The following is a 22322-nucleotide window of genomic DNA, read 5'->3' on the forward strand; positions in this document are numbered from 1 at the left end:
GTCTTGACCGAGGGGAAACAACGGCCCGCCTATCGGCTCTAGTCGATACGCGGGCCGTTGTGCGAGAAACGACCGATGCGCAGAACTCTGCTCGCTCTACTTCTGGCGGTCACCGCGGCGGTGGCGGCGCCCGTCAGTGGTACGGCACAACCGACAGCACCCACATCTCCGGTCACTGACCGAGAGCCCGGCAACGGGCCCGAGCGCAACGAAGTCGCCGCCGTGGACACGGTCGGCGCGAACCTCGTCCTGGCTCAGGGGGAGAACCAGGCCGACCGCTACCAGGGCTATCCGCGCCGGACGAAGCTGCGGACCTACCCCGAGAACCCTGCCGACAAGACCATCAAGCTCAACCTGGCGCCGTACCACTCGCTCGCGCCGAAGCTGAACACGTTGCAGCAGAAGAGCAACCGGATCTCGGTCGAGGTCGCCGGCCAGTCCGGGCTCGGCCGCGACCTCTACCTGGTCACGCTGACCGCGCCGGAGAGCCCGGCGGAAACCCGTCTGCAGGAACAGCTCCGGGCGAACGTAGAGGAGGGACGCAAGGTCCCCGCGGGTCTCTACAAGGCGCCGGTGTGGATCAACAACAACATCCACGGTGACGAGTGGGAGGGCACCGACGGCGCGCTCCGGGTCATCGAGCACCTCGCCACGTCCAACGACCGTGAGACGCAGAACCTGTTGCGCCGCAGCAGGATCTACTTCAACCTCACGGCGAACCCGGATGGTCGCGTCGCCGGCACCCGGCAGAACAACGCGGGTTTCGACCTCAACCGCGACTTCGCCACGAGCTCGCAGCCGGAGAACCGGGTCATGCGTGAGATCGTGGAGAACACCCAGCCGTTGATGATGCTGGACGAGCACGGCTACGTGGAGAACACGCTCATCGAGCCGACCACCCCGCCGCACGGTCAGAACTACGACTTCGACCTCTACATCAAGCACGGCCTGGCCAACGGGCTCGCGATGGAGAAGGGCGTGCAGGGGCTGGGGCACCCGGAGGCGGCGAAGCCGGAGATCCCGTTCCGCGACTACGACCCCGGCGTGTGGGACGGCTGGGCGCCGATCTACACCGCCCAGTACTCGATGTACCACGGCGCCATCTCGTACACGATCGAGATCCCGCAGCAGGTCAACCGGCAGGCGTACGACACGCTGCCCGCGGCCGAGCTGCAGCGCCGGGCGAAGATCAACACCGACGTCGCCGAGTCCACCATCAAGACCACGATCGACTACGTGGACGACCACCGCGGCGAGCTCATCTCCAACCAGGTCGAGATGTTCCGCCGCGGCAAGGCCGGCGAGCCGCAGCGTGAGATCCCGGACGGGTTCGTGCCGGGATTCGGACCGGAAGACCGCTACCGCACGGAGTTCCCGCGCGCCTACGTGATCACGAACGACCGCTCGGCACCCGCCGCTGCCCGGCTCGTCGACCTCCTGGTCGCGCACGACGTCCGGGTCGAACGCGCCGAAAAGCAGTTCACGCTGGGCGGTAAGCGCTATCCGGCCGGGTCGTACGTGGTCGACATGCACCAGCCGAAGCGTGCGCTCGCGAACGTGATGCTGGAGCAGGGCAGCGACATCAGCACCAAGGTCCCGGTCATGTACGACATCTCCGGCTGGAGCCACCGCCTGCTGTGGGGTGCGTCGATCGACATCTACAAGAACGGCGCGTTCCACTTCAACGGCAAGGACGTCGTCGCGGCGGCCCCGACCGGCACCGTCGACGCTGCTCCCGGCGCCGACCTCGCCCTGACGCTGAACGACGCCAAGGACGCCAACGCCGTCAACGATCTCCTCGGCCGTGGCATCGCGTTGCGCCGCCACGACGACGGCTCGATCGTGGTCCCGGCAGCCGAACGGCTCGCGGCGAAGGAGGTCGCCGACCGCTACGGCGTCCGGTTCACCACCGCCAAGCCGGGTGGAACGGCGTTGCAGCGCAAGACGATCGCGGCCGCCGTCGGCCCGGACGAGCTGCAGGTGCTGCGGGAGTCCGGTTTCGACGTCCGCACGATCTCCACGAACGTGCTCAACGCGGGCTTCGACTGGTCGCGGATCGACGTGCTGTTCGTGTCGTCCGGCCTGAACTACGCGCAGCTCAACGCCACGGCCAAGGCAGCGCTCGACGAGTTCCTGAAGCGCGGTGGCGTGGTCACCCGCGGCGCCACGGGCGGCAAGTTCAACGTCGACGCCAAGTTGCTGCAGGCCACCCCGGTCGCGGGCTGGGAGGACGCCAACGGTGTGGTGAACATGGTCAACGGCACCGGCCCGATCGGCACTGGTGCACTGCCGCACTCGTTCGTCTACTCACCGCAGTGGTTCACGAACCTCGGCACGGGCGTGACGGTCGAGCAGCGTTACGGGAGCACGGTGATCGCCGCAGGTCACTGGCGTCCGCGTGACGACGGCACGGGTGGTCAGGACGCGGCTGCAGGTCAGGCCGCGGTCGTGTCCGGTAGGTCGGCGAACGGCGCGAAGGTCGTGCTGTTCGGCACCGAGCCGATGTTCCGCAACCACCCGAAGGGTCTGTACGCGCAGGTGGCACGGGCCATCTTCTGGACCGGCACCCGCTAGGGACAGAGCAGGGCGGGGAAGCCCCGACAGCCTTCCCCGCCCTGCTCATCAATACCCCGCACGAGGGTTCCCCGCTCCCGGCCGGCAAAACCCCTAAGCCTCTGAGCAGCGAAAACCCGCTCAGGACTCCCCAGCGCCCGGTGGCAGGAAGCCGTGCGCGGACAGATCGAACCAGTTGCCCTCGGGATCGATCGCCCGGTACTCGGCGAACGGCCGGTCACCGCCACGCAGCGCCGGACGAGGCTCCAGCGTCTCCAGGTACGGCTCGACGGACTCGACTTGGAACCCGAAGTGGTTGAACCCGGTCGGCACGTCACCGTCGAGCCGCTGCTGGATCAACGCCAGGTTGAGGTATCCGTCGGTGACGAAGTGGCTGCCGTCGGGGTCGGTGTGGAACAGCTCCATCCCGAACCGCGAGGTGTAGAAGTCGGCCATCTGCTTCGCGTCCTGCACGACGAACGCGATGTGCCGCAACCGGGGCCTGCTCATGACTTTCCCTTCGGGATCATGTTGTGGAACGCCGCGATCTCCCACCCGTCCGCGCGCTGCACGACGACGGCCTGCGCGTGGGTGGTGATGCCCGCCGGCGCGATGGAGGACGTGACGTGCACGACGGAGATCCCGTCGGCCAGCGGCCTGATCAGGCTGATCTCCGCGGTGAGTTTGGTGTCGCGGTACGGTCCGGCGAACAGCTGCGCGTGGCCCGAAGCCACGGCCCGCCGCCCGAACAGCTCCTCACCGCGCACGGTCACGAAGTCGACGTCCTCGGCGAAGACACTGGCGAAGGCCTCGCCGTCGCCGTCGGCCCAGCCCCGCTCCATGCGCCGCCACAACGAGTAGATCTGTTCGCTCATCTGAAGTCCTTCGAGGAGACCCCGCCGTTGGGGCGGGGAGGAATCGGAGCCCTGCGGAGCGGCTTGGTAGTTTGTGAACGATGAATGAGCAGGTGAAGCGGGCGTTCCGGTACCGCTTCTATCCAGCCGAGGCGCAGGCTGCGGAGCTGTGGCGCACGTTCGGGTGTGTCCGGAAGGTCTACAACCTGGCGTTGCAGGCCCGCACGGAAGCGTGGACACAGCGCAGGGAACGGGTCGGCTACGAAGCCACATCGACGTTGCTGACCGCCTGGAAACGCACCGAGGAACTGGCGTTCCTCAACGAGGTGTCGTCGGTGCCCCTGCAGCAGACGCTGCGGCATCTGCAGACTGGGTTCTCGAACTTCTTCGCCAAGCGCGCCAAGCATCCGCGGTTCAAGTCGCGGAAGAAGTCGCGTGCCAGCGCCGAGTACACGCGTTCGGCGTTCCGCTGGTGTGAGGGGACGCTGACGCTGGCGAAGATGACCGAGCCACTGGACATCCGTTGGTCGCGGCCACTGCCCGAGGGCGTGGTGCCCTCGACGGTCACCGTGTCGCGGGACGCGGCCGGGCGTTGGTTCGTGTCCCTGCTGTGTGAGGACCCCGGAGTGATCCCATTGCCCGCCACGGATTCGGTGGTGGGCATCGATGTCGGTCTCGATCACCTGCTGGTCCTGTCGACCGGGGAGAAGATCGGCAATCCTCGGCACGAACGCCGCGACCGGACGGCGCTGGCCCGGACGCAGCGTGCCTTGTGCCGCAAGCAGAAGGGCAGCAGCAACCGGAACAAGGCCCGCGCCGAGGTCGCGCGTGTCCACGCCCGGATCGCCGACCGGCGCACGGACTACCTGCACAAGATCACGACTCGGCTCGTGCGTGAGAACCAAACGCTCGTGATCGAGGACTTGGCCGTGTCCAACCTGACCGGCAACCGGCGCCTCGCCCGCTCGATCAGTGACGCGGGATGGCGGCAGCTCCGCCAACTGCTGGAGTACAAGGCGAACTGGTACGGGCGGGCCGTGATCACCGTGGATCGCTGGTTCCCGTCGTCCAAACTGTGTTCGGTCTGCGGTGCACTCGCGGCAGCGATGCCGCTGCACATGCGCACGTGGACCTGTGGCTGCGGCGCGACCCATGACCGGGACGTGAACGCGGCACGCAACATTCTGGCCGCCGGGCTGGCGGTGACAGTCTGTGGAGCCGGTGTAAGACCTCAACGGAGCACTCCGGGCGGGCAGTCGGTGACGAAGCAGAAAGCCCTGCGGCGCGAGCCGTAGGAATCCCCTCGTTCACGAAGGGAGGAAGTCAAGCGTGGTTCATCCTCAACGGCAGGCGCAGGCACTCGGCGTCCCATGCGGCAAGCGAGTAGTAGAGGCCGCCATGGCGGCGTTCGAGGTAACAGACGACGTTCACGGGCCACCCGCTGTTGCGGAACATGTGCTCGTCCATCGGCGTCGGGTTGTCGCTCAACGGCCGGTTGCGCTCGCACTCGGGCCCCAACCGGTGCCAATCCGGGTGCAGGTGGATCGAGCCGAGAACGTCCAAACCGGCGGCATCGGCCGTGCGCGTGATCGTCAGCAGGTCGGCGGGGTCGAGCCACCACGCCCGCACCGGGTTCTCGTACGCCGTGCCGAACCGCGGCACGATCGTCGACGCGAACTCCTCCCGTGCGGAAGGGTCGGTCAGCCGCGCGTTGCGGCCGAACGCCACCTCCTGGACCACGGCCTCCGCTCCGGCGCAGCGGCCGAGCAGCACCGCGAAACACGGTCTCGGTTCGTCCTCGGTGATGAACGAGTATTCGGCGGACGCGGCCTCCAGAAACGTTTTCACTGCGCGATCCGAAAACAGCACCGCCTCGGTGCGCGCCGGTCGCTCGGCCAATTTCATCACGCCGGCGAACGTATCGAGACCGCGACGTCTCCCGCGAGATTCCGGAGGGTATTGGCCCTATTACATTGAGCGATAACATCGGGCGCATGCGTCTCGAAGTGCGGCACCTCGAACTGGTCGTGGCGATCGCCGACTGCGGCAGCCTGCGCAAGGCGGCCGCACGCCTGCACCTCACCCAGCCAGCGGTGACGACGCAGCTCAAACGCATCGAGGACCATCTGGGCGGGGCGCTGTTCCTCCGCACGGCCGACGGTGCGAGGCTCACGCCGACCGGTCAGGGTTTTGTGCAGGAAGCGCGGTCGATGCTCGCGCAGTTGCACTCGCTGGAACTCGTAACGCGCCGTAACGCGCACAGTTCCGGCGCTCCTACCAGGCTCGCGGGAATCCCCGCTTATCACTTTGGACTACTCGTGGGCGCCTTGGGGGACAACGTCACGAGCCGCACCATCAAGGAAACAGGCACGCTCACCGCGTTGCTCACCACCGGCGAACTCGACATAGCTGTGATGCGTCAATTTCCCGGTACTCCGCTCACATTGCCGCCGAACACAGGCCACCGCCTGCTCACCCGCGAGCCGCTGTTCGTCGGCGTACCAGAACACCACCCGCACGCCACCGAGGCCGAGATCCCGCTCGGCGCGCTCGCCGACGACAAGTGGGTCATGCCGGAGCCGGACGACAGCGGCATGAACGCCCACTTCGCCCGCGAGTGCGCCGCAGCCGGGTTCGAGCAGCGGATCGCGCACTTCAGCAGCGAGGCGCACGTCGTGCTGACGTTGATCAGGGAGTCCGGCGCGGTGTGCCCGCTCTACCCGGTCGGCGGCACCCCGCCGGGCGTCGCGCGGCTGCCGATCACCGGGAACCCGCTGGTCCGCGAGGTCGTGCTGGCCTGGCGCCTCGACGCGCCGGTCGCGGAGGAGATCGACGACCTGTGCGAACAGGTCGCGGCCGGGTACCTGAAGCTGGTGGAGGAGAGCGAGGTGTACGCCCGGTGGTGGCGCACGGGTGGCGAAGCCTTCGCCACCTGAGGCACTTGCGGCACTTAGTCCTTGCCGGGGATCTCGCTGTCCGAACGCACGACGATCGCCACCCTGTCGTCCGACGACACGGACTGGCCGCCCACCTTGTTGATCGTGCCGACGAGCGCGGCCGAGTCGTTCAGCTGCTCCATCGGCCCCATCCGGCCGAGGCCGTTGGCCTCGTCCATGGTGACGGTCGGCTTGCCGGTGAACGCGCCGGTGGCGTTCATCGGCAGGTTCTGCACGCCGGGAGTCTTCGCCGTGGTCACCCAGAGCATGTTCGACAGGGACGCGCAGCCCATCACGCCCGGCCGGTCCGGCCAGGTCCAGGCCGCGTCACCGAGCTTGCCGGGGACGACCTTGTAGACGGCGTCGGCACTCGCCGACCAGTCCGTCACCCAGATCATCGAGGCGTCCGCGGACACGCACAGGCCGCCCGGTAGCCGCAGGCCGGAGGTGACGACGGCGCTGCCGGCCGTCGGGTTGCCCTGGGCGGGCTGTCCGGAACCGTCGATGCGCAGCACCTTGCCGGCGAGCGAGGTCGGGTCGGCGGCCAGCGCCGGATTGCCCGCGTCGCCGGTGGCCACGAGGATCGCGCCCTTGCGGTCGCTGGCCAGCGCGCCGCGGTTGCCGGTCGGGCCCTTGGGGATGCCGGTGAGGATGGGCTTCGGGGCGTCACCGGGCGCGATGCGCAGCACCCGGTTGTCCGTCGCGGTCGTCACGTAGACGTAGGCGAGCTGGTCCTCGGCGAACGTGGCCGACAGCGCCAGTCCGGTCAGGCCGCCGTCGGTCGACGCGTCGACCTCGAGCTGGGCGACCACGACCGGGTCGACGTCCTTGGTGACCTTGACCAGGCGTCCGCCGCGTTCCGTCGCGTACGCCGCGACGCCGCCCTGGGCGTCCGCGCCGATCGGGGCGACGCCGGTGACGGTGTTGAGGCACGTGGCGATCACCAGAGGGCTGAAGTCCTTGCAGCCCTGCGGCGGCGGCACGCTCGTGGGCGCGGGGTTGCGGCCCTGCTCGCCCGGCGTCGGCCGGAACTCGCCGGGCAGCTCTGGCTTCGGGCCCGCCTGCGGGGTCAGCTGTGGTTGTGCGCTCCAGCTCGTGGGGGCCGGCTCGTCGGGAAAACTCGCACAGCCCCCTGCCAGCAGGCAGGCGGCGGCCAACAACGCGACGGAACGAACCACGGTGCCCAGGCTAGGTGCGGGACCGTCAACTCCTGGTGAGCGAAGAAAGCGAACTTGCGTTCGATTCCTTCAAGCCAGGTCGCGTTCCTCGTCCGCCACTGGCTGTGGCGGACGGGCCGCATCTACCCACAACTGCTCAGGCGGCTGCGGGTAAGGGCATGTTGACGAATACCCACGCGCGCCGTGCCCGGTTACGGATGTTCACGGCGGCGACGACATCGGCGGGTCCAGCGAGACCGCATCGACGACAAGAGAACGTGTCCCTGGTGGGACGGTTCGAGCGGGATGTGTGCGTGCACCTGGGGCACATTTGCGATGTGTGGTGGGCGTCGACCAGCAGCACCGGTACACCAGCCCGGCGGGCCTTGTAGGCGATGTGCTGTTCGAGCTGGTGGAACGGCCAGGATGACTGTGTGGCTCGCTGGTGCCGGTGGAGCCGTACCCGGTCGCGGATGCCGTGGAGTTCCTCCAGGGCGATGCCGCGGCCGGTGCGTTCGGCAACAGCCACGATCTGCTTGGCGATGCGGTGGTTGATGTGGGTGGCGTGACGGGCCTCTTTACGTGCCCGCCTCTTCAGGCGACGGTTGGCTGATTTCGTCTGTCTGGCCTGGAGCTCGGCGCGTTTGCGGGCGTGCCAGCGGCGGTAGCGTTGCAGGCGGCGGCCTTGGAAGTTGTCCAGGTCCGAGGTGGTGGCCAGGTTGGTGATGCCGCGGTCGACGCCGATCCAGTCGGCAGGCTCGAACACCTCGGGTTCTGTGACCTCGCAAGTGGCGATCAGGAACCACATGCCGTCGCAGAACAGCAGGTCCGACTCGCCTTGACGGTGGGCGCTCAGCGTCTTCAACTGGTCGGGCGAGCAGGCGAACTGAATGTCCTTCAGCCTGCCTGCGGTCGTCCAGATGCTGACCCTCTGCGCGTCCAGCCACCACGAGAGGCACCGATCGTCGAACGGCTGCGCCGCCGTCCGCCGAAACGCGATCGGCTTCGACTCGGCCTTGATGCGGCGCTTGGACTTTCTCCGCCGAAGTTTCCTGCCCGGATCGCGGCATGCAAGGCGGTGTAGGCATCGACGACTTTCTTCACCACCCGCACCGCAGGCTGCGCCGACAGGCCAAACCGATCCTTGATCTCGCGGTAGCAGAGTTTCTGCAACTCGTTACGGGACTTCACGTTCCGCTCGAACGCCACCCTCGACGTACAATTCGCAGCCTCGTTGCAGGCATGCAGGGTTGCCGCCAGCGCCGCCGCCTGGTCCGGCGTCGGTAGCAGCTTCACCTGCGCCACCAGCTTCACGCAGCGATCCTATCGAACGCGTGTTCGGTCACTCGATGCTCGACTCGATCGCGAAGTCGACGGCGCGCACCCGGTCGAGCAACAGGTCCAGCTCTGCCGACACGACCTCGGGTGCCTCCAGCGGCACGTAGTGGCTGCACGGCAGCACCCTCAGCCGTGCCTGGGGCAGCGCGCCGACGGGGCCGGACATGCTCTCCGCGGTCGTCAGCACGTCGTCACGACCGGACAGCAGTGTGACCGGGCACACGATCGGGCTGAGGTCCTGGCGTGCGGTCTCGCCCAGCGCGAGCGCCAGCGTGAAGTACCAGCGCCAGTCGTGCTGCAGGAACCGGCTGACGGCGTTCGTCACGGCCTGCGGGTCGCTGGTCGGCTTGATCACCCCGCTGTGCCGCAGCAGGAACGTCGTCAGGTCCGTCACCGGGACGCGGTGCAGCACGCTGTCGAGCACCGGGCCGGCCTGCCTGAGCATCCGCGTGGCCATGGCGCCGGCGAGCCGGCGCGCGTTCTTCGGGATCACCGGCAGCATCGCGTCGAACGAGTCGCCCGGCGCGCCCGCGACGAACAGCAGGCCCGCCACCCGTTCCGGATGACGCAACGCCAGTTCGGCCGCGATCGTGACGCCCATCGACCAGCCCATGACGACGCACCGCTCGATGCCCGCGTCGTCCAGCACGGCGATCGCGTCCGACACGTGGTCGTCCAGCGAGATGTTGCGCTCGTCGACCGGCCGGTCCGAGCCCATCGTGCCGCGCATGTACCAGCTGAGCAGGCCGCCGCGTTCGGCCAGCGACGGCCACGACTCCGGTCCGGAACCCACGCCGGGGCACAGCAGCACCGGCGGGCCCTCGCCCGGCGCGTGCCACGTTCGGATCTTCGTACCGTCCCAGGAGATGACGTCGTGCTCCCGCATGGTCGACATTCTGACGTACTTTGCTCTGGTGACGCTCACCGTGCTCGTGCCAGATGATTTCGGAGTTCAGGCGCTGTCTCAGGTGGACGGTGTCCGGCCTGTTCGCTACACGCCGGGGCAGCCGTTGCCGTCCGACGGGGTGGACGCCGAGGTCCTGGTACCGAAGTTCCTCGCCGGCACCGACCCGCGTGACGTGTTCGCGCAGTTGCCGAATCTCAAACTCGTGCAGTTGCTGAGCGCGGGCGCGGAGAACTTCGTCGGCAAGGTACCGGACGGTGTGATGCTCTCCACTTGCCGTGGCGCGCACGGCGGCAGCACGGCGGAGTGGGCGATCGGCGCGTTGCTGGCGATCTACCGCGAGTTCCTCGTTTTCGAAAAATCCCGGGTCGAGGGCCGCTGGGACTACCACCTCACGGACACCTTGCAGGACAAGAAGGTTCTGATCGTCGGAGCCGGCGACCTCGGTGATCAGCTGCGGCGGCGCCTGGAGCCGTTCGACGCCACCGCCGTGCTGGTCGGCCGCACGGCCCGCGACGGCGTGCACGGCGTCGACGAGCTGCCGGAACTGCTGCCGGAGTTCGACGCGGTGGTGATCTTCACGCCGATGACCGAGGAGACCCGGCACCTTGTCGACGCCAAGTTCCTGGCCGCGATGAAGGACAACGCGATCCTGGTCAACGGCGCCCGCGGCCCGGTCGTGGACACCGACGCACTGGTCGCGGAGCTGAATTCCAGGCGACTGCGCGCCGCCCTCGACGTGACCGATCCCGAACCACTCCCTGCGGATCATCCACTGTGGACCGCGCCGGGCCTGCTGCTGACCCCGCACGTGGCCGGATCCTGCACGGGACATGCACAACGCGCCTACGCCGTCGTCGCGGCGGAGGTCGCTCGCTACGTTGCGGGGGAACGTCCGCGCAATCTTGTGAACGGGAGCTACTGACGGCCGCTAGGCCATCTGGGTGAAACTGGGCTGCCGTTCGGACCTCGCGCGCTCGCGCGGGGTCTCCTAGCGTGCGGGCGTGGCTACTCACGACAAAGGCTCGACCACATCGAGCGCTTTCTCCGACGACTCGTTCTACTCGAGCAGCGGAGGGGGAGTGCACCACTTCGACGACAGCACCACCAGAGTCGGCGAAGGCGCCGGATCGCCGTACGACTCGTCGACCAAGGCGTTCGACACGACGGGCTACACGCCGCTGGACAAGTCCACTGTGGACAGCCCGGCGTACGCGGACGACGACCCGTTCGACGACGACCGCAAGAAGTTCGGCTGGACGGCGGGGCCGGACATCGGCCTGCTCGGGCTGCGCGCGGTGCTCGGTGGCATCTTCGTGCTGCACGGCCTGCAGAAGGTGTTCGGACTCTTCGGCGGTCCCGGCATCAACGGCTTCGCGCAGTCGCTGGAGAAGATGGGCTACCGCGAGTCGGTCGTCCTCGCCTGGGTCACCGGCATCACGGAACTGGCCGGCGGCGGGCTGCTCGTCCTCGGTCTCTTCACGCCCCTGGCCGCGGCGGGCCTGCTGGCCGTGATGGCCAACGTCATCGCGCTGCAGTACAAGGGCGGTTTCTTCGGCCCCAACGGCGTGGAACTCGAGCTGGCGCTGGCGGGCATGGCGTTCGCGGCGCTGTTCGCCGGACCCGGCCGGGCGGCGCTGGACTACAACCGCAGCTGGTTCCGCCACCCGCTGGCGGCCGGTTTCATCGCCCTGCTGCTGGGCGCTGGTGGTGCTGCGGTGACCTTCTTCGTGTTCCGGTAAGAACTGCTGAATGCGGAAGAACCTGACGGGAGCGGTGCTCCAGCTCGCCCTGCTGGTGATCGGGATTCCGGTCGTCTACCTGGTGGCGTTCCCGTTCGGTCTCACCGCCAAATCCCTGCTACCACCGCTGGGTCTGCTCGCGGGCCTGATCATCAGCGGCATCATGGTCAAGAAAACGAGCCAGCCCGTCAGCGGTCCGCTGACGGGCTGGCTCGTGTTCGGCGCCTCCATGGCGCTTGCGCTGGCTCTTTAGAGGTCCGGGTTGCGCACGGCACCGGTCGACGCGTCGGTCGCCATCCGCGCGTACGCCCGCAGCGCCGCCGTGACCGGACGGATCCGGTCCACCGGCTGCCACGGCCGTTCGGAGGCCTCCATCTTGGCGCGGCGCTCGGCCAGCACCTCGTCGTCCACCAGCAGCTCGAGGCGCCGCTCGTGCACGTCGATCAGGATCCGGTCGCCGTTCTGCACCAGGCCGATCGTGCCGCCGCCCGCCGCCTCCGGCGAGATGTGGCCGATCGACAGGCCCGACGAACCACCGGAGAACCGGCCGTCGGTGATCAGCGCGCACTTCTTGCCGAGGCCGGAGCCCTTGAGGAACGCGGTGGGGTGCAGCATCTCCTGCATGCCGGGGCCGCCGGACGGACCCTCGTAGCGCACCACGAGCACCTCGCCGGCCTGGATCTCCTTGTTCAGGATCGCCGAGACGGCCTGCTCCTGGGACTCGACGACGCGTGCGGGGCCCTCGAAGTGCCACAGCTCCTCGTCGATGCCCGCGGACTTGATGATCGCGCCGCGCTCGGCCAGGTTGCCGCGCAGCACGTTCAGGCCGCCGTCACGGGTGTAGGCGTGCTCGTCGTCGCGGATGCAGCCGCCGGCCGCGTCGGTGTCCAAAGAGGACCAGCGGTTCGAGGTCGAGAACGCCTCGGTCGTCCGCACGCCACCGGGGGCCGCGTGGAACAGCTCGATCGCCTCGGGTGACGGGTTCTCCGCGCGGATGTCCCACTTGCCGAGCCACTCGGCCATCGTCGGCGTGTGCACCGACGTGACGTCGTCGTTCAGCAGGCCGGCGCGGTAGAGCTCACCCAGCAGCGCGGGGATTCCGCCGGCCCGGTGCACGTCCTCCATGTGGTAGTCGGAGTTCGGCGACACCTTCGACAGGCACGGCACGCGGCGGGACAGGTCGTCGATGTCCTGCAGCGTGAAATCGATCTCGCCTTCCTGTGCGGCGGCGAGGATGTGCAGCACGGTGTTCGTCGAGCCGCCCATGGCCATGTCGAGCGCCATCGCGTTCTCGAACGCCTTGCGGTTCGCGATCGACCGCGGCAGCGCAGACTCGTCGTCCTCGCCGTACCAGCGCTTGCACAGCTCCACGACGACGCGGCCGGCCTCGGAGAACAGCTCGCGGCGCGCGGCGTGGGTGGCGAGCGTGGAACCGTTGCCCGGCAACGACAGGCCCAGGGCCTCGGTGAGGCAGTTCATCGAGTTCGCGGTGAACATGCCGGAACAGGAACCGCAGGTCGGGCACGCGGAGCGCTCGACCTCGGAGAGCCCGTCCTCGCTCACGGCGGGGGAAGCGGACGCGGAGATCGCGGTGATGAGGTCGGTCGGTGCGACAGCGACGCCCTCGACGACGACGGCCTTGCCGGCCTCCATCGGGCCGCCGGACACGAACACGACGGGGATGTTGAGCCGCATCGCCGCGTTCAGCATGCCGGGGGTGATCTTGTCGCAGTTGGAGATGCAGACGATCGCGTCGGCCTGGTGCGCGTTGACCATGTACTCGACGGAGTCGGCGATGATCTCGCGGCTGGGCAGCGAGTAGAGCATTCCGCTGTGGCCCATGGCGATGCCGTCGTCGACGGCGATGGTGTGGAACTCGCGTGCCACGCCACCCGCCTCGCGCACCGCCTCGGCCACGATGTCCCCGAGATCGCGCAGGTGCACGTGGCCCGGCACGAACTGCGTGTAGGAGTTGGCGATCGCGATGATGGGCTTGCCGAAGTCGCTGTCGGTCATGCCGGTCGCGCGCCAGAGGGCGCGGGCACCCGCTGCGTTGCGGCCGTGAGTGGTGGTGCGAGAGCGGAGCTGAGGCACTGCTCCTCCAGATTCAGTTCAAGAAAAACGCGCGGGACGCCAGGGGTGAGGGCGTCCATCAGTCTGGGAGCGGTGCCTCAAAGGTTACTTGTGCGCAGACTCGCGGCCACCAGCAGATAGGCCAGTGCGAGCGTGATCACGTGCACGACGGTGCACCACAGGCAGATCTTGCCGATGATGAGGATCTCGGCCGCGACCAAGTACACGACCATCAGCACTCCGACGCCGACCGCTCCCAGCCGAACCCACTTCAGCGCGTCGATCCGCCACGCGAACGGGAGGCAGATCACGGTCAGGAACGCGAAGAACGCCAGACCGAGGAATGCGACGGGGATGCCAAGGAGCTCCGACTGGTCGCTCGTGGTCACGGTCTCGCAGTCGATGACCGCGTCCGCCGAGCACAGCAGCGCGCTCGCGTTGAAGTGCGTGTACGTCAGATAAGCCGAGGTCAGCAGGCCTGCGATGGACAGCAGCAGGCTCAGCAGCGGAACCCGTTTGATCACTTCTCCGACTTTACGGACTCTTCCGCGACTTCTTCCGCAACCTCGTCGGCCGCGTCTTCGGTGACCTCTTCCGGCACGTCTTCCTGCACTTCATCCTTGACTGTCGGGTCGGGCACGCGCCCACCGCTCACCAGCGACAACGCCGGCAGGTGCATGAACCGCACCGCGGGCAGCGTCACCTCGGTGTCGTCCTCCTTGACGGCCTTGAGCCATCCCTTCTGCACCAGGCGGATGGACTTCACCTCGGACCACTTCAGCGTCGTCGAGCCGAAGACGCCTCGTGCGACGAGCGTCTCGTCCGTGACCGTCGTGCGGTTGCGGAGGATCCAGTACGCGTAGCCGAGGGGGAGAACGTAGAGCGCTTGCAGTCCCGGAGCGACCCACGCCACAGGGGTCACGCAGATGGCGATCAGACCCGCTGCGAGCAGCGCCGTTGCCGGGATGCGAAAGACCAGCTTCTTCACTCGGACGATTGTTCCACGTCCACGATCCGGGAATTCCATCCCGCAGAGTTGACGCACTCTTGCGCTAGGCGATAACGTCCGCTTCATGCAGCGCACGCTCGTTCTCGTACTTCTCAGGCGCGTCGACGCCTGAGCCGAACAGCCTGCGTCGACGCGCGACCCTCGCACGACCCAACTTCGGGTTGTCGAGGGTTTTTTCGTGTCCGGACCCCGATACCCACGAGGCAATGAGATGACCAGCGCACCATCGCGACAGGCTTCCGAGCCCACGTCGCCACGTCCAGGTCCGCGGCCCAAACCGGCCCCGCCCAGTGGCGCACCGATTCGTGTAACCGGTGCTCAGTCGCTTGTGCGGTCGCTGGAGGCGGTCGGCTGCGAAGTGGTGTTCGGCATTCCCGGCGGGACGATCCTTCCCGCGTACGACCCGCTGCTGGACTCCACGAAGGTCCGGCACATCCTCGTCCGCCACGAGCAGGGCGCGGGACACGCGGCGACCGGATACGCGCAGGCCACCGGCAAGGTCGGGGTCTGCATGGCGACCTCGGGACCGGGTGCGACCAACCTCGTCACCCCGATCGCGGACGCGAACATGGACTCCGTGCCCATCGTCGCGATCACCGGCCAGCAGTCGCGGCCGCTGATCGGCACGGACGCCTTCCAGGAGGCGGACATCTGCGGCATCACGATGCCGATCACCAAGCACAACGTTCTCGTGACCGACCCGGCGGACATCCCGCGGGCGATCGCGGAGGCGTTCCACATCGCGTCGACCGGCCGACCCGGCCCGGTCCTCGTCGACATCCCGAAGGACGTGCTGCAGGAGCAGACCAGCTTCTCGTGGCCGCCCGACATGCGCCTGCCCGGTTACCGGCCGACGACCCGGCCGCACGGCAAGCAGGTCCGCGAAGCCGCCAAGCTGATCGTCAACGCCCACAAGCCCGTTCTCTACGTGGGCGGCGGCGTGATCAAGGCGGATGCCCACGCCGAACTGCTGCGCCTCGCCGAGGAGAGTGGCATTCCGGTCGTCACGACGCTGATGGCGCGCGGCGCGTTCCCGGACTCGCACGAGCAGCACATGGGCATGCCCGGCATGCACGGCACCGTCGCGGCCGTCGCGGCGATGCAGAAGTCGGACCTGCTGATCGCACTGGGCGCCCGCTTCGACGACCGCGTCACCGGTCAGCTGAACTCGTTCGCGCCGGACGCGCAGATCATCCACGCGGACATCGACCCGGCCGAGATCTCCAAGAACCGCCGCGCCGACGTGCCGATCGTCGGTGACTGCAAGGAGATCATCACCGAGCTGATCGACGCGCTGCGCACCGAGCGCGAAACAGCGACGAAGGTCGACCTCGCGCCGTGGTGGGCGACGCTGAACTCGATCCGCGAGACGTTCCCGCTCGGCTACGACTGGCCGGAGGACGGCACGCTGTCGCCGCAGTACGCCATCGAGCGCATCGGCAAGCTGTCCCCGGCGGACACGATCTACACCGCGGGCGTCGGCCAGCACCAGATGTGGGCCGCGCAGTTCGTGAAGTACGAGCACCCACGCACGTGGATCAACTCCGGCGGCCTCGGCACGATGGGCTTCGCGGTTCCCGCCGCGATGGGCATCAAGGCCGGTCAGCCGGACCGCACGGTGTGGGCCATCGACGGCGACGGCTGCTTCCAGATGACCAACCAGGAGCTGGCCACCTGCGCCATCGAGGGTCTGCCGGTGAAGATCGCCGTGATCAACAACGGCAACCTGGGCATGGTCCGGCAGTGGCAGACGCTGTTCTACGGCGAGCGGTACTCCAACACGGATCTGGGGACGCACAAGCACCGCATCCCAGACTTCAAGCTCCTGGCGGAGGCACTCGGGTGTGCCGGCCTGCGGGCGGAGTCGCGCGAGGAGGTGGACGAGGTGATCGCGAAGGCGCTGGAGATCAACGACCGGCCGGTCGTGATCGACTTCGTCGTCGGCAAGGACGCCCAGGTGTGGCCGATGGTCGCGGCGGGCACCGGCAACTCCGAGATCATGGCCGCCCGCGGCATCCGCCCCCTGTTCGACGAGGATCTGTGATGACCAGGCACACGCTGAGCGTTTTGGTCGAGGACAAGCCCGGTGTGCTCGCACGCGTCGCCGGCCTGTTCTCCCGCCGCGGCTTCAACATCGAGTCGCTGGCGGTCGGCCGCACCGAATACCCCGACATCTCCCGCATGACCATCGTGGTGTCGGTCGACGAGCTGCCGCTGGAGCAGGTGACCAAGCAGCTCAACAAGCTCATCAACGTCATCAAGATCGTTGAGCTGGAACCGGCCGCTTCCGTTCAGCGGCAACTGGTTCTGATCAAGGTCCGTGCCGACGCGACGGTGCGGTCCCAGGTCCTCGAGACCGTTCAGCTCTTCCGCGCGAAGGTCGTCGACGTGTCGCCCGAGGCGGTCACGATCGAGGCCACCGGCACGTCTGAAAAACTCGACGCGTTGCTGCGCATGCTGGAGCCCTACGGGCTTCGCGAAATCGTCCAGTCCGGCATGGTCGCCATCGGCCGTGGCGCTCGTTCCATCACCGCCACCGCGGTTCGATAAATCCAGAGAGTAGGGAATTACAGTGAGCGTCGAGATCTTCTACGACGACGATGCCGACCTGAGCATCATCCAGGGCCGCAAGGTGGCCGTGATCGGCTACGGCAGCCAGGGCCACGCCCACGCGCTGTCCCTGCGCGACTCGGGCGTCGAGGTCCGCATCGGCCTGCAGGAGGGCTCGAAGTCCCGCGCCAAGGCCGAGGAAGAGGGCCTCGAGGTCGGCACGCCGGCCGAGGTCTCCGAGTGGGCCGACGTCATCATGATCCTGGCGCCGGACACCGCGCAGCGCCACATCTACGCCAACGAGATCGCCGCGAACCTCAAGCAGGGCGACGCGATCTTCTTCGGCCACGGCTTCAACATCCGCTACGGCCTCATCACGGCACCGTCCGGTGTGGACGTTGCCATGGTCGCGCCGAAGGGCCCCGGCCACCTGGTGCGCCGCCAGTTCGTGGACGGCAAGGGCGTTCCCGCGCTCATCGCGGTCGAGCAGGACGCCTCCGGCAACGCGCAGGCCCTCGCCCTGTCCTACGCGAAGGGCATCGGCGGCACCCGCGCCGGCGTCATCAAGACGACGTTCAAGGAAGAGACCGAGACCGACCTCTTCGGCGAGCAGGCCGTCCTGTGCGGTGGCGCGTCGGCTCTCGTCCAGGCGGGCTTCGAGGTGCTGACCGAGGCGGGCTACGCCCCCGAGGTCGCGTACTTCGAGTGCCTCCACGAGCTCAAGCTGATCGTCGACCTCATGTACGAGGGCGGCATCGCCCGCATGCGCTACTCGATCTCCGACACCGCCGAGTTCGGTGACCTGACCCGCGGCCCGCGCGTCATCACCCCCGCGGTCAAGGAGGAGATGAAGAAGATCCTGGGCGAGATCCAGGACGGCACCTTCGCCAACGAGTGGGTGGCCGAGGACGACAACGGCCGCGCGAACTACAAGAAGCTTCAGCAGGAGGGTGAGAACCACCCGATCGAGGCGACCGGCAAGAAGCTCCGCGACATGATGTCGTGGGTCGACCGGCCGATCACCGAGACCGCCTGATCTTCTTTCCGCGAGGGGCCCGCAGCATGCCGCTGCGGGCCTCTTGCTCTTATCCGATAGCGTCTTTCGCATGACCGACAGCGCGCCGATCTACGACGACAAGGCCCACGTGCGCGGCAACCTGGACCTCCGCGACGCGGAGTGGAAGCGCCCGCCGGAGCCGGAACCGGAAGACGGTCACGTCGAGATCGCCTTCGTGCCGCACACCGATGGCGCCACCTACGTCGCCATGCGCAACTCCAAGCAGCTCGAACCAGTCCTCGTGTTCACGATGGCCGAGTGGGACGCTTTCGTAGCGGGCGCCAAAGACGGGGAGTTCGACGAGCCCTGGTGAGCATCCCCAGGCCGGCGAACCGATCGCGTGACCTCGGCCCGGTGCTGCTGCGCACGTCCGCTTCCCGGACGCGATCCGCACGCCGGCGCGCACCGGTGGCCGTGATCAACGCGACGACCTTCTCCGCGCCGAGTTCCGCCCGGAGCTCCTCGATGGTGCAGAACTGCCGGACGGACCTCCCGCAGAGGCCGTCGAGGAATCCGTTCCTGAGTTCTGTCAGGCGCGTCATGAGCGGAAGCTAGCAAGGCGCGGGCCCGTGGTCAGCCGGTTTTCCGCCCGGTTCGTGACCTGCGAAATGCAGAATGCGTGCAAGGAACCTGCACGACCCCTCGGCCAAGGTGGCCTCACACCTGCTGAGAAGGGGAGAAAGCCTTGAGGATTCTCGTGACCGCCACGGCCGCCGCGCTCACCGCGGCGGCGCTGCTCGTGCCGGGAAGCGCGTCGGCGCAGGACATGGGCGTGCAGGCCGCGTGCAACCCGGACAAGAACGTGAACATCCACGTGCAGAAGCGCGGCAACTTCATCGACGGGCTCGGCGGGTTCTTCAACTGCGACCAGGCGACCACCGGCTTCACGATCATGGTCCAGGAGAAGACGACGCTGAGCTGGAAGGACCACGTGGTCCGGTCCGGCGTGTGGAAGACCAACCAGTACGCCGTCACCACGTACACCTGCAACGGCTCGAAGACGAAGACGTACCGAGCTCTCATCAAGAGCGGTATCGGCACCCACGCGTGGATCCGCACGTCCAACAGCATCAAGGTGGCGTGCGGATGATCTCCGTTCACTGACCAGGGGGAAAGCCCGCGTCCCTCGCCTTCGTCTGTGGTGTCATGGACGAAGGCGAGGGGGCGGTGTTGCGTGGCGGTGGTGGTGCGCCTGCTGGGCGAGGTCAGCACGGAGATCGACGGACAGCGGGTCGACCTCGGCACTCCCAAGCAACGCTGCGTGCTGGCCGCGCTGGCCGTGGACGCGGGCCGCGTGGTGCCGGTGGACCGCCTGGTCGAGCGGGTGTCCGGTACCGATGTGGCCCAACGGTCGCGGGCGACGCTGCAGAGCTACATCTCCCGCCTGCGCCGGGCGCTGGCCGCCGGCAACGTGAACATCGTGCGCCGCTCCGGTGGTTATGCCCTGATCACCGACACGTCCGAACCGGTGACGGACCTGCACCAGTTCCGCGACCTGTGCTCGCGCGCCCGCGATGACGACGGCGAAGCGGTGCGGGCGTGGACCGAGGCGCTGGCGCTGTGGCAGGGACAGCCGCTGACCGGCGTGGACGGCGCGTGGGCAGAAGCCGAACGCGACCGGCTGTCCCAGGAACGACTGGCCGCCGAGCACGACCTGGCCGATGCCCTGCTGCGTCTCGGGAAAGGCGGTCAGCTGGTGAGCGAGCTGTCCGCGCGCAGCGCAGAGCAGCCGCTGGACGAGCGGGTGGCGGGCCAGTACATGCTCGCCCTGCACCAGGCGGGCCGCACCATCGACGCCCTGGAGCACTACCGCGAGGTCCGCGCCCGCCTGGTCGAGGAACTGGGCACCGAACCCGGCGCCGCACTGCAGGACCTGCACCAGCAACTGCTGAACGCCGACTCCGCCCTGGCCGGCGCGTTCCGCAACACGTTCGCCGAACCCGTCGTGCCACGCCAACTCCCGATGCCACCCGCCCCGTTCGTAGGCCGCCAGGACGAACTGGATGCCCTGAACACCGCCCTGGACCCCTCGGCCACGACGGTCGTCACGGCCATCGCCGGTTCAGGCGGCGTCGGCAAGACCTGGCTGGCCCTGCACTGGGCCCACCAGCACGCCCATCGTTTCCCCGACGGCCAGCTCTACGTGGACCTGCGCGGCTTCAGCCCCGACGGCGACCAGCTGCACCCAGCCGTGGCAGTGCGCGGTTTCCTGGACGCCCTGGGAGTCGAGTCCGGCCGCATCCCAGTCGACCCGCACGCCCAAACAGCGCTGTTCCGCAGCCTCGTGGCGAACAAGCGAATGCTCCTGGTGCTCGACAACGCCGCCGACACCACCCAGATCACCCCACTGCTGCCAGGCAACAGTTCCTGCACCGTCCTGGTGACCAGCCGCAACCGCCTGCCCGGCCTGATCACCGGCCACAACGCCCGGCACGTGGCCCTGGACGTCCTGGACGAGCCCGCAGCCCGCAACCTGCTGGCCGCCAGGCTGGGCACCGCCGCAGTGGAGGCCGAACCCAACGCGGTGGACGAACTAGTACGCCTGTGCGGCGGTTTCCCCTTGGCGTTGAGCATCATCGCTGGCCGAGTCCACACCTACTCCCGCTCATCCCTGCCCGCCATCGCCGCCGAACTACGCGAAAGCCTCCTCGACGTACTGGACGAGGGCGACCCCGTGGCCAGCCTGCCCGCAGTCCTCTCCTTGTCCTACAACGCACTGACCGACGAACAGGCCACCGTCTTCGGCCTGCTGTCCATCGCCCCGGGCCCCAACATCGCCCTCCCAGCAGCAGCATCCCTCACCGCCCTGACCCCCACCCGAACCCGAACCGTGCTGCGCGGCCTGGAACAGGCCTCACTGATCACCCAAGACGCCTCCGGCCGCTACGGCATGCACGACCTGATCCGCCGCTACGCCGCTTCCCAACCCCTCCCCCCAGACGCACGCGAAACAGCCCTACGCCGCGCGATCGACTTCTACCTCCACACCGCCCACGCGGCAGACCGCCTGCTGCACCTGCACCGCGTGGACATCGACCTAACCCCGCCAACCGCCCCACCCCACCCGCTCCCAGACGCGGCAGCGGCCATGGACTGGCTCCAAACCGAACACCTCTGCCTACTGGCCGCCCAGCAAACCGCCGCAACCCAGCAGTGGCACCGCCCCGTCTGGCAACTCGCCTGGTCCCTCTCCACCTACCACCAACTACGCGGCCACCACCGCGACCAGATCAACACCTGGCAAACCGCCCTCCCGGCCGCCGAACACCTCCCAGCCCCACCCGTCCTGGTACTGGCCCACCGCCAACTAGGCCTCGTCCACGCCGAACTGGGCCACCACGAGCAGGCCATGACCCACCTGCAACAAGCCCTCTCCCTAGCCGAACACCAGGGCGACGAAACCGCCCAAACCCACACCCACACCGTCCTGGCCAGGGCCTACGAACAACAGGGCAACCACCAGCAAGCCCTGCAACACTCCCTCCGCTCCCTGTCTCTCAGCCGCTCCCTGGACAACCCGGTGTGGGAAGCAGGAGCCCTGAACGGCGTCGGCTGGTTCTACGCCCGCCTCGGCAACCACGAACGGGCCCGCGAACACTGCCTGGCCGCCCTCGCCCTCTACCGCGCACACCACAACCCTTCAGGCGAAGCAGGCACGCTGGACAGCCTCGGCTACATCGCCCACCTAGCAGGCCACCACGAGGAAGCCGTGAAGCACTACCGCGAATCCCTGGCCCTGCAACGCGAACTGATCTACGACTACGCCATCGCCGAAGCCCTGGCAGGCCTAGGCGCCCCACACGCAGCCCTAGGCCAACACGCCGAGGCACGCGCCGCATGGCAAGAGGCCCTGGAGATCTACCAACAACAGGGCCGAACCGAAGAAGCACAACGCATCCAGGCTCAACTAGACGCCCTGGACTAGCGAGGCGAAGCCGAAGGCACCCTCAAGCGAAGGCGAAGCCGAGCAGTCCCGATGGCGAAGCCGAGGTGTCTTTAACGCTTGAAACGGGAGGTTCCGGTGGGTGGTCCCGTCACGAGTCGTGCCTCAGCTCTTGCCGCGCACGAGGAGGGATGTCAAACGGACACGCTTTTCGTCCGTTTGACATCCCTCCTCGTGGGTGGCTCGCTCTGGCCCGACTTGTGACG

22 protein-coding genes are annotated in these 22322 nt (G+C 68.0%); 12 read left to right on the forward strand and 10 right to left on the reverse strand.

The features are described 5' to 3' along the window. Positions 1-75: 75 nt before the first annotated feature. Positions 76-2574, forward strand: coding sequence for a M14 family zinc carboxypeptidase (locus tag ACWGE0_RS41475; RefSeq protein WP_452266366.1), 2499 nt, complete (start codon positions 76-78; stop codon positions 2572-2574). 120 nt (positions 2575-2694) lie between these two features. Here ACWGE0_RS41475 and ACWGE0_RS41480 read toward each other — a convergent pair whose 3' ends face one another. Together ACWGE0_RS41480 and ACWGE0_RS41485 are read right to left on the reverse strand one after the other, a co-directional pair. Further along, positions 2695-3063, reverse strand: coding sequence for a VOC family protein (locus ACWGE0_RS41480; protein WP_452266367.1), 369 nt, complete (start codon positions 3061-3063; stop codon positions 2695-2697). Next, the gene (locus ACWGE0_RS41485; protein WP_452266368.1) at positions 3060-3428 is read right to left on the reverse strand and encodes an SgcJ/EcaC family oxidoreductase; all 369 of its coding nucleotides are present in this window, start codon (positions 3426-3428) and stop codon (positions 3060-3062) included. The genes ACWGE0_RS41480 and ACWGE0_RS41485 overlap by 4 nt, the downstream gene beginning before the upstream one ends. Positions 3429-3508: 80 nt before the next feature. Here ACWGE0_RS41485 and ACWGE0_RS41490 point away from each other — a divergent pair, with 80 nt between their 5' ends. Further along, the gene (locus tag ACWGE0_RS41490; protein ID WP_452266369.1) at positions 3509-4702 is read left to right on the forward strand and encodes an RNA-guided endonuclease InsQ/TnpB family protein; all 1194 of its coding nucleotides are present in this window, start codon (positions 3509-3511) and stop codon (positions 4700-4702) included. A gap of 28 nt (positions 4703-4730) precedes the next feature. Here ACWGE0_RS41490 and ACWGE0_RS41495 read toward each other — a convergent pair whose 3' ends face one another. After that, positions 4731-5255: a hypothetical protein gene (locus ACWGE0_RS41495; protein ID WP_452266370.1), complete on the reverse strand. Its 525-nt coding sequence runs from the start codon at positions 5253-5255 to the stop codon at positions 4731-4733. A 146-nt stretch (positions 5256-5401) separates the two neighbouring features. Between ACWGE0_RS41495 and ACWGE0_RS41500 the strand changes: the two genes are divergently transcribed. Further along, on the forward strand, positions 5402-6343 hold the full coding sequence (locus ACWGE0_RS41500; RefSeq protein ID WP_452266371.1) for a LysR family transcriptional regulator: 942 nt from the start codon (positions 5402-5404) through the stop codon (positions 6341-6343). 14 nt (positions 6344-6357) lie between these two features. On the opposite strand, the gene ACWGE0_RS41505 is transcribed toward ACWGE0_RS41500, so the two are convergent. The 4 genes from ACWGE0_RS41505 to ACWGE0_RS41520 all read right to left on the reverse strand — a co-directional run bounded on the left by ACWGE0_RS41505 (position 6358) and on the right by ACWGE0_RS41520 (position 9724). Beyond that, positions 6358-7521, reverse strand: a complete 1164-nt coding sequence (locus ACWGE0_RS41505) for a PQQ-dependent sugar dehydrogenase (RefSeq protein ID WP_452266372.1) — start codon at positions 7519-7521, stop codon at positions 6358-6360. Between the two features lie 136 nt (positions 7522-7657). Continuing rightward, the gene (locus ACWGE0_RS41510; RefSeq protein WP_452266385.1) at positions 7658-8500 is read right to left on the reverse strand and encodes an RNA-guided endonuclease InsQ/TnpB family protein; all 843 of its coding nucleotides are present in this window, start codon (positions 8498-8500) and stop codon (positions 7658-7660) included. Further along, entirely contained in the window at positions 8398-8814 is a 417-nt protein-coding gene (locus ACWGE0_RS41515; protein ID WP_452266373.1) for a hypothetical protein, read from the reverse strand. Before ACWGE0_RS41515 ends, ACWGE0_RS41510 begins: the two co-directional genes overlap by 103 nt. A gap of 28 nt (positions 8815-8842) precedes the next feature. Next, complete coding sequence (locus ACWGE0_RS41520; protein WP_452266374.1) at positions 8843-9724, reverse strand: alpha/beta fold hydrolase; 882 nt, start codon at positions 9722-9724, stop codon at positions 8843-8845. Here ACWGE0_RS41520 and ACWGE0_RS41525 point away from each other — a divergent pair. The 3 genes from ACWGE0_RS41525 (at position 9723) to ACWGE0_RS41535 (ending at position 11737) form a co-directional block, all read left to right on the forward strand. Further along, the gene (locus ACWGE0_RS41525) at positions 9723-10667 is read left to right on the forward strand and encodes a 2-hydroxyacid dehydrogenase (protein ID WP_452266375.1); all 945 of its coding nucleotides are present in this window, start codon (positions 9723-9725) and stop codon (positions 10665-10667) included. The genes ACWGE0_RS41520 and ACWGE0_RS41525 overlap by 2 nt on opposite strands. A 79-nt stretch (positions 10668-10746) precedes the next feature. After that, positions 10747-11484, forward strand: a complete 738-nt coding sequence (locus tag ACWGE0_RS41530) for a DoxX family protein (protein ID WP_452266376.1) — start codon at positions 10747-10749, stop codon at positions 11482-11484. A gap of 10 nt (positions 11485-11494) precedes the next feature. Next, positions 11495-11737, forward strand: coding sequence for a hypothetical protein (locus ACWGE0_RS41535; protein ID WP_452266377.1), 243 nt, complete (start codon positions 11495-11497; stop codon positions 11735-11737). Here ACWGE0_RS41535 and ilvD read toward each other — a convergent pair. The 3 genes from ilvD to ACWGE0_RS41550 all read right to left on the reverse strand — a co-directional run bounded on the left by ilvD (position 11734) and on the right by ACWGE0_RS41550 (position 14545). After that, on the reverse strand, positions 11734-13578 hold the full coding sequence (gene ilvD, locus ACWGE0_RS41540) for a dihydroxy-acid dehydratase (protein WP_452266378.1): 1845 nt from the start codon (positions 13576-13578) through the stop codon (positions 11734-11736). The two genes, ACWGE0_RS41535 and ilvD, sit on opposite strands and share 4 nt — an antisense overlap. Positions 13579-13655: 77 nt before the next feature. Continuing rightward, complete coding sequence (locus tag ACWGE0_RS41545) at positions 13656-14081, reverse strand: vitamin K epoxide reductase family protein (protein WP_452266379.1); 426 nt, start codon at positions 14079-14081, stop codon at positions 13656-13658. Beyond that, positions 14078-14545: a PH domain-containing protein gene (locus ACWGE0_RS41550; protein WP_452266380.1), complete on the reverse strand. Its 468-nt coding sequence runs from the start codon at positions 14543-14545 to the stop codon at positions 14078-14080. Before ACWGE0_RS41550 ends, ACWGE0_RS41545 begins: the two co-directional genes overlap by 4 nt. 232 nt (positions 14546-14777) lie before the next feature. Between ACWGE0_RS41550 and ACWGE0_RS41555 the strand changes: the two genes are divergently transcribed. From ACWGE0_RS41555 to ACWGE0_RS41580, 6 genes are all read left to right on the forward strand, one after another. Further along, positions 14778-16610, forward strand: a complete 1833-nt coding sequence (locus ACWGE0_RS41555) for an acetolactate synthase large subunit (RefSeq protein WP_452266381.1) — start codon at positions 14778-14780, stop codon at positions 16608-16610. Next, on the forward strand, positions 16610-17116 hold the full coding sequence (ilvN, locus tag ACWGE0_RS41560) for an acetolactate synthase small subunit (protein WP_045310681.1): 507 nt from the start codon (positions 16610-16612) through the stop codon (positions 17114-17116). The genes ACWGE0_RS41555 and ilvN overlap by 1 nt, the downstream gene beginning before the upstream one ends. A 22-nt stretch (positions 17117-17138) precedes the next feature. After that, the gene (gene ilvC, locus ACWGE0_RS41565; RefSeq protein WP_319965788.1) at positions 17139-18152 is read left to right on the forward strand and encodes a ketol-acid reductoisomerase; all 1014 of its coding nucleotides are present in this window, start codon (positions 17139-17141) and stop codon (positions 18150-18152) included. A 70-nt stretch (positions 18153-18222) separates the two neighbouring features. Next, positions 18223-18486, forward strand: coding sequence for a DUF397 domain-containing protein (locus ACWGE0_RS41570; RefSeq protein ID WP_319965787.1), 264 nt, complete (start codon positions 18223-18225; stop codon positions 18484-18486). 372 nt (positions 18487-18858) lie between these two features. After that, positions 18859-19263 carry a hypothetical protein gene (locus tag ACWGE0_RS41575; protein ID WP_452266382.1) on the forward strand — a complete coding sequence of 135 codons (405 nt, stop codon included), beginning with the start codon at positions 18859-18861 and terminating at the stop codon, positions 19261-19263. Between the two features lie 84 nt (positions 19264-19347). Further along, on the forward strand, positions 19348-22098 hold the full coding sequence (locus ACWGE0_RS41580; RefSeq protein WP_452266383.1) for a BTAD domain-containing putative transcriptional regulator: 2751 nt from the start codon (positions 19348-19350) through the stop codon (positions 22096-22098). Positions 22099-22322 lie beyond the last annotated feature (224 nt).

The sequence above is a fragment of the Lentzea sp. NPDC054927 genome, assembly GCF_053610285.1.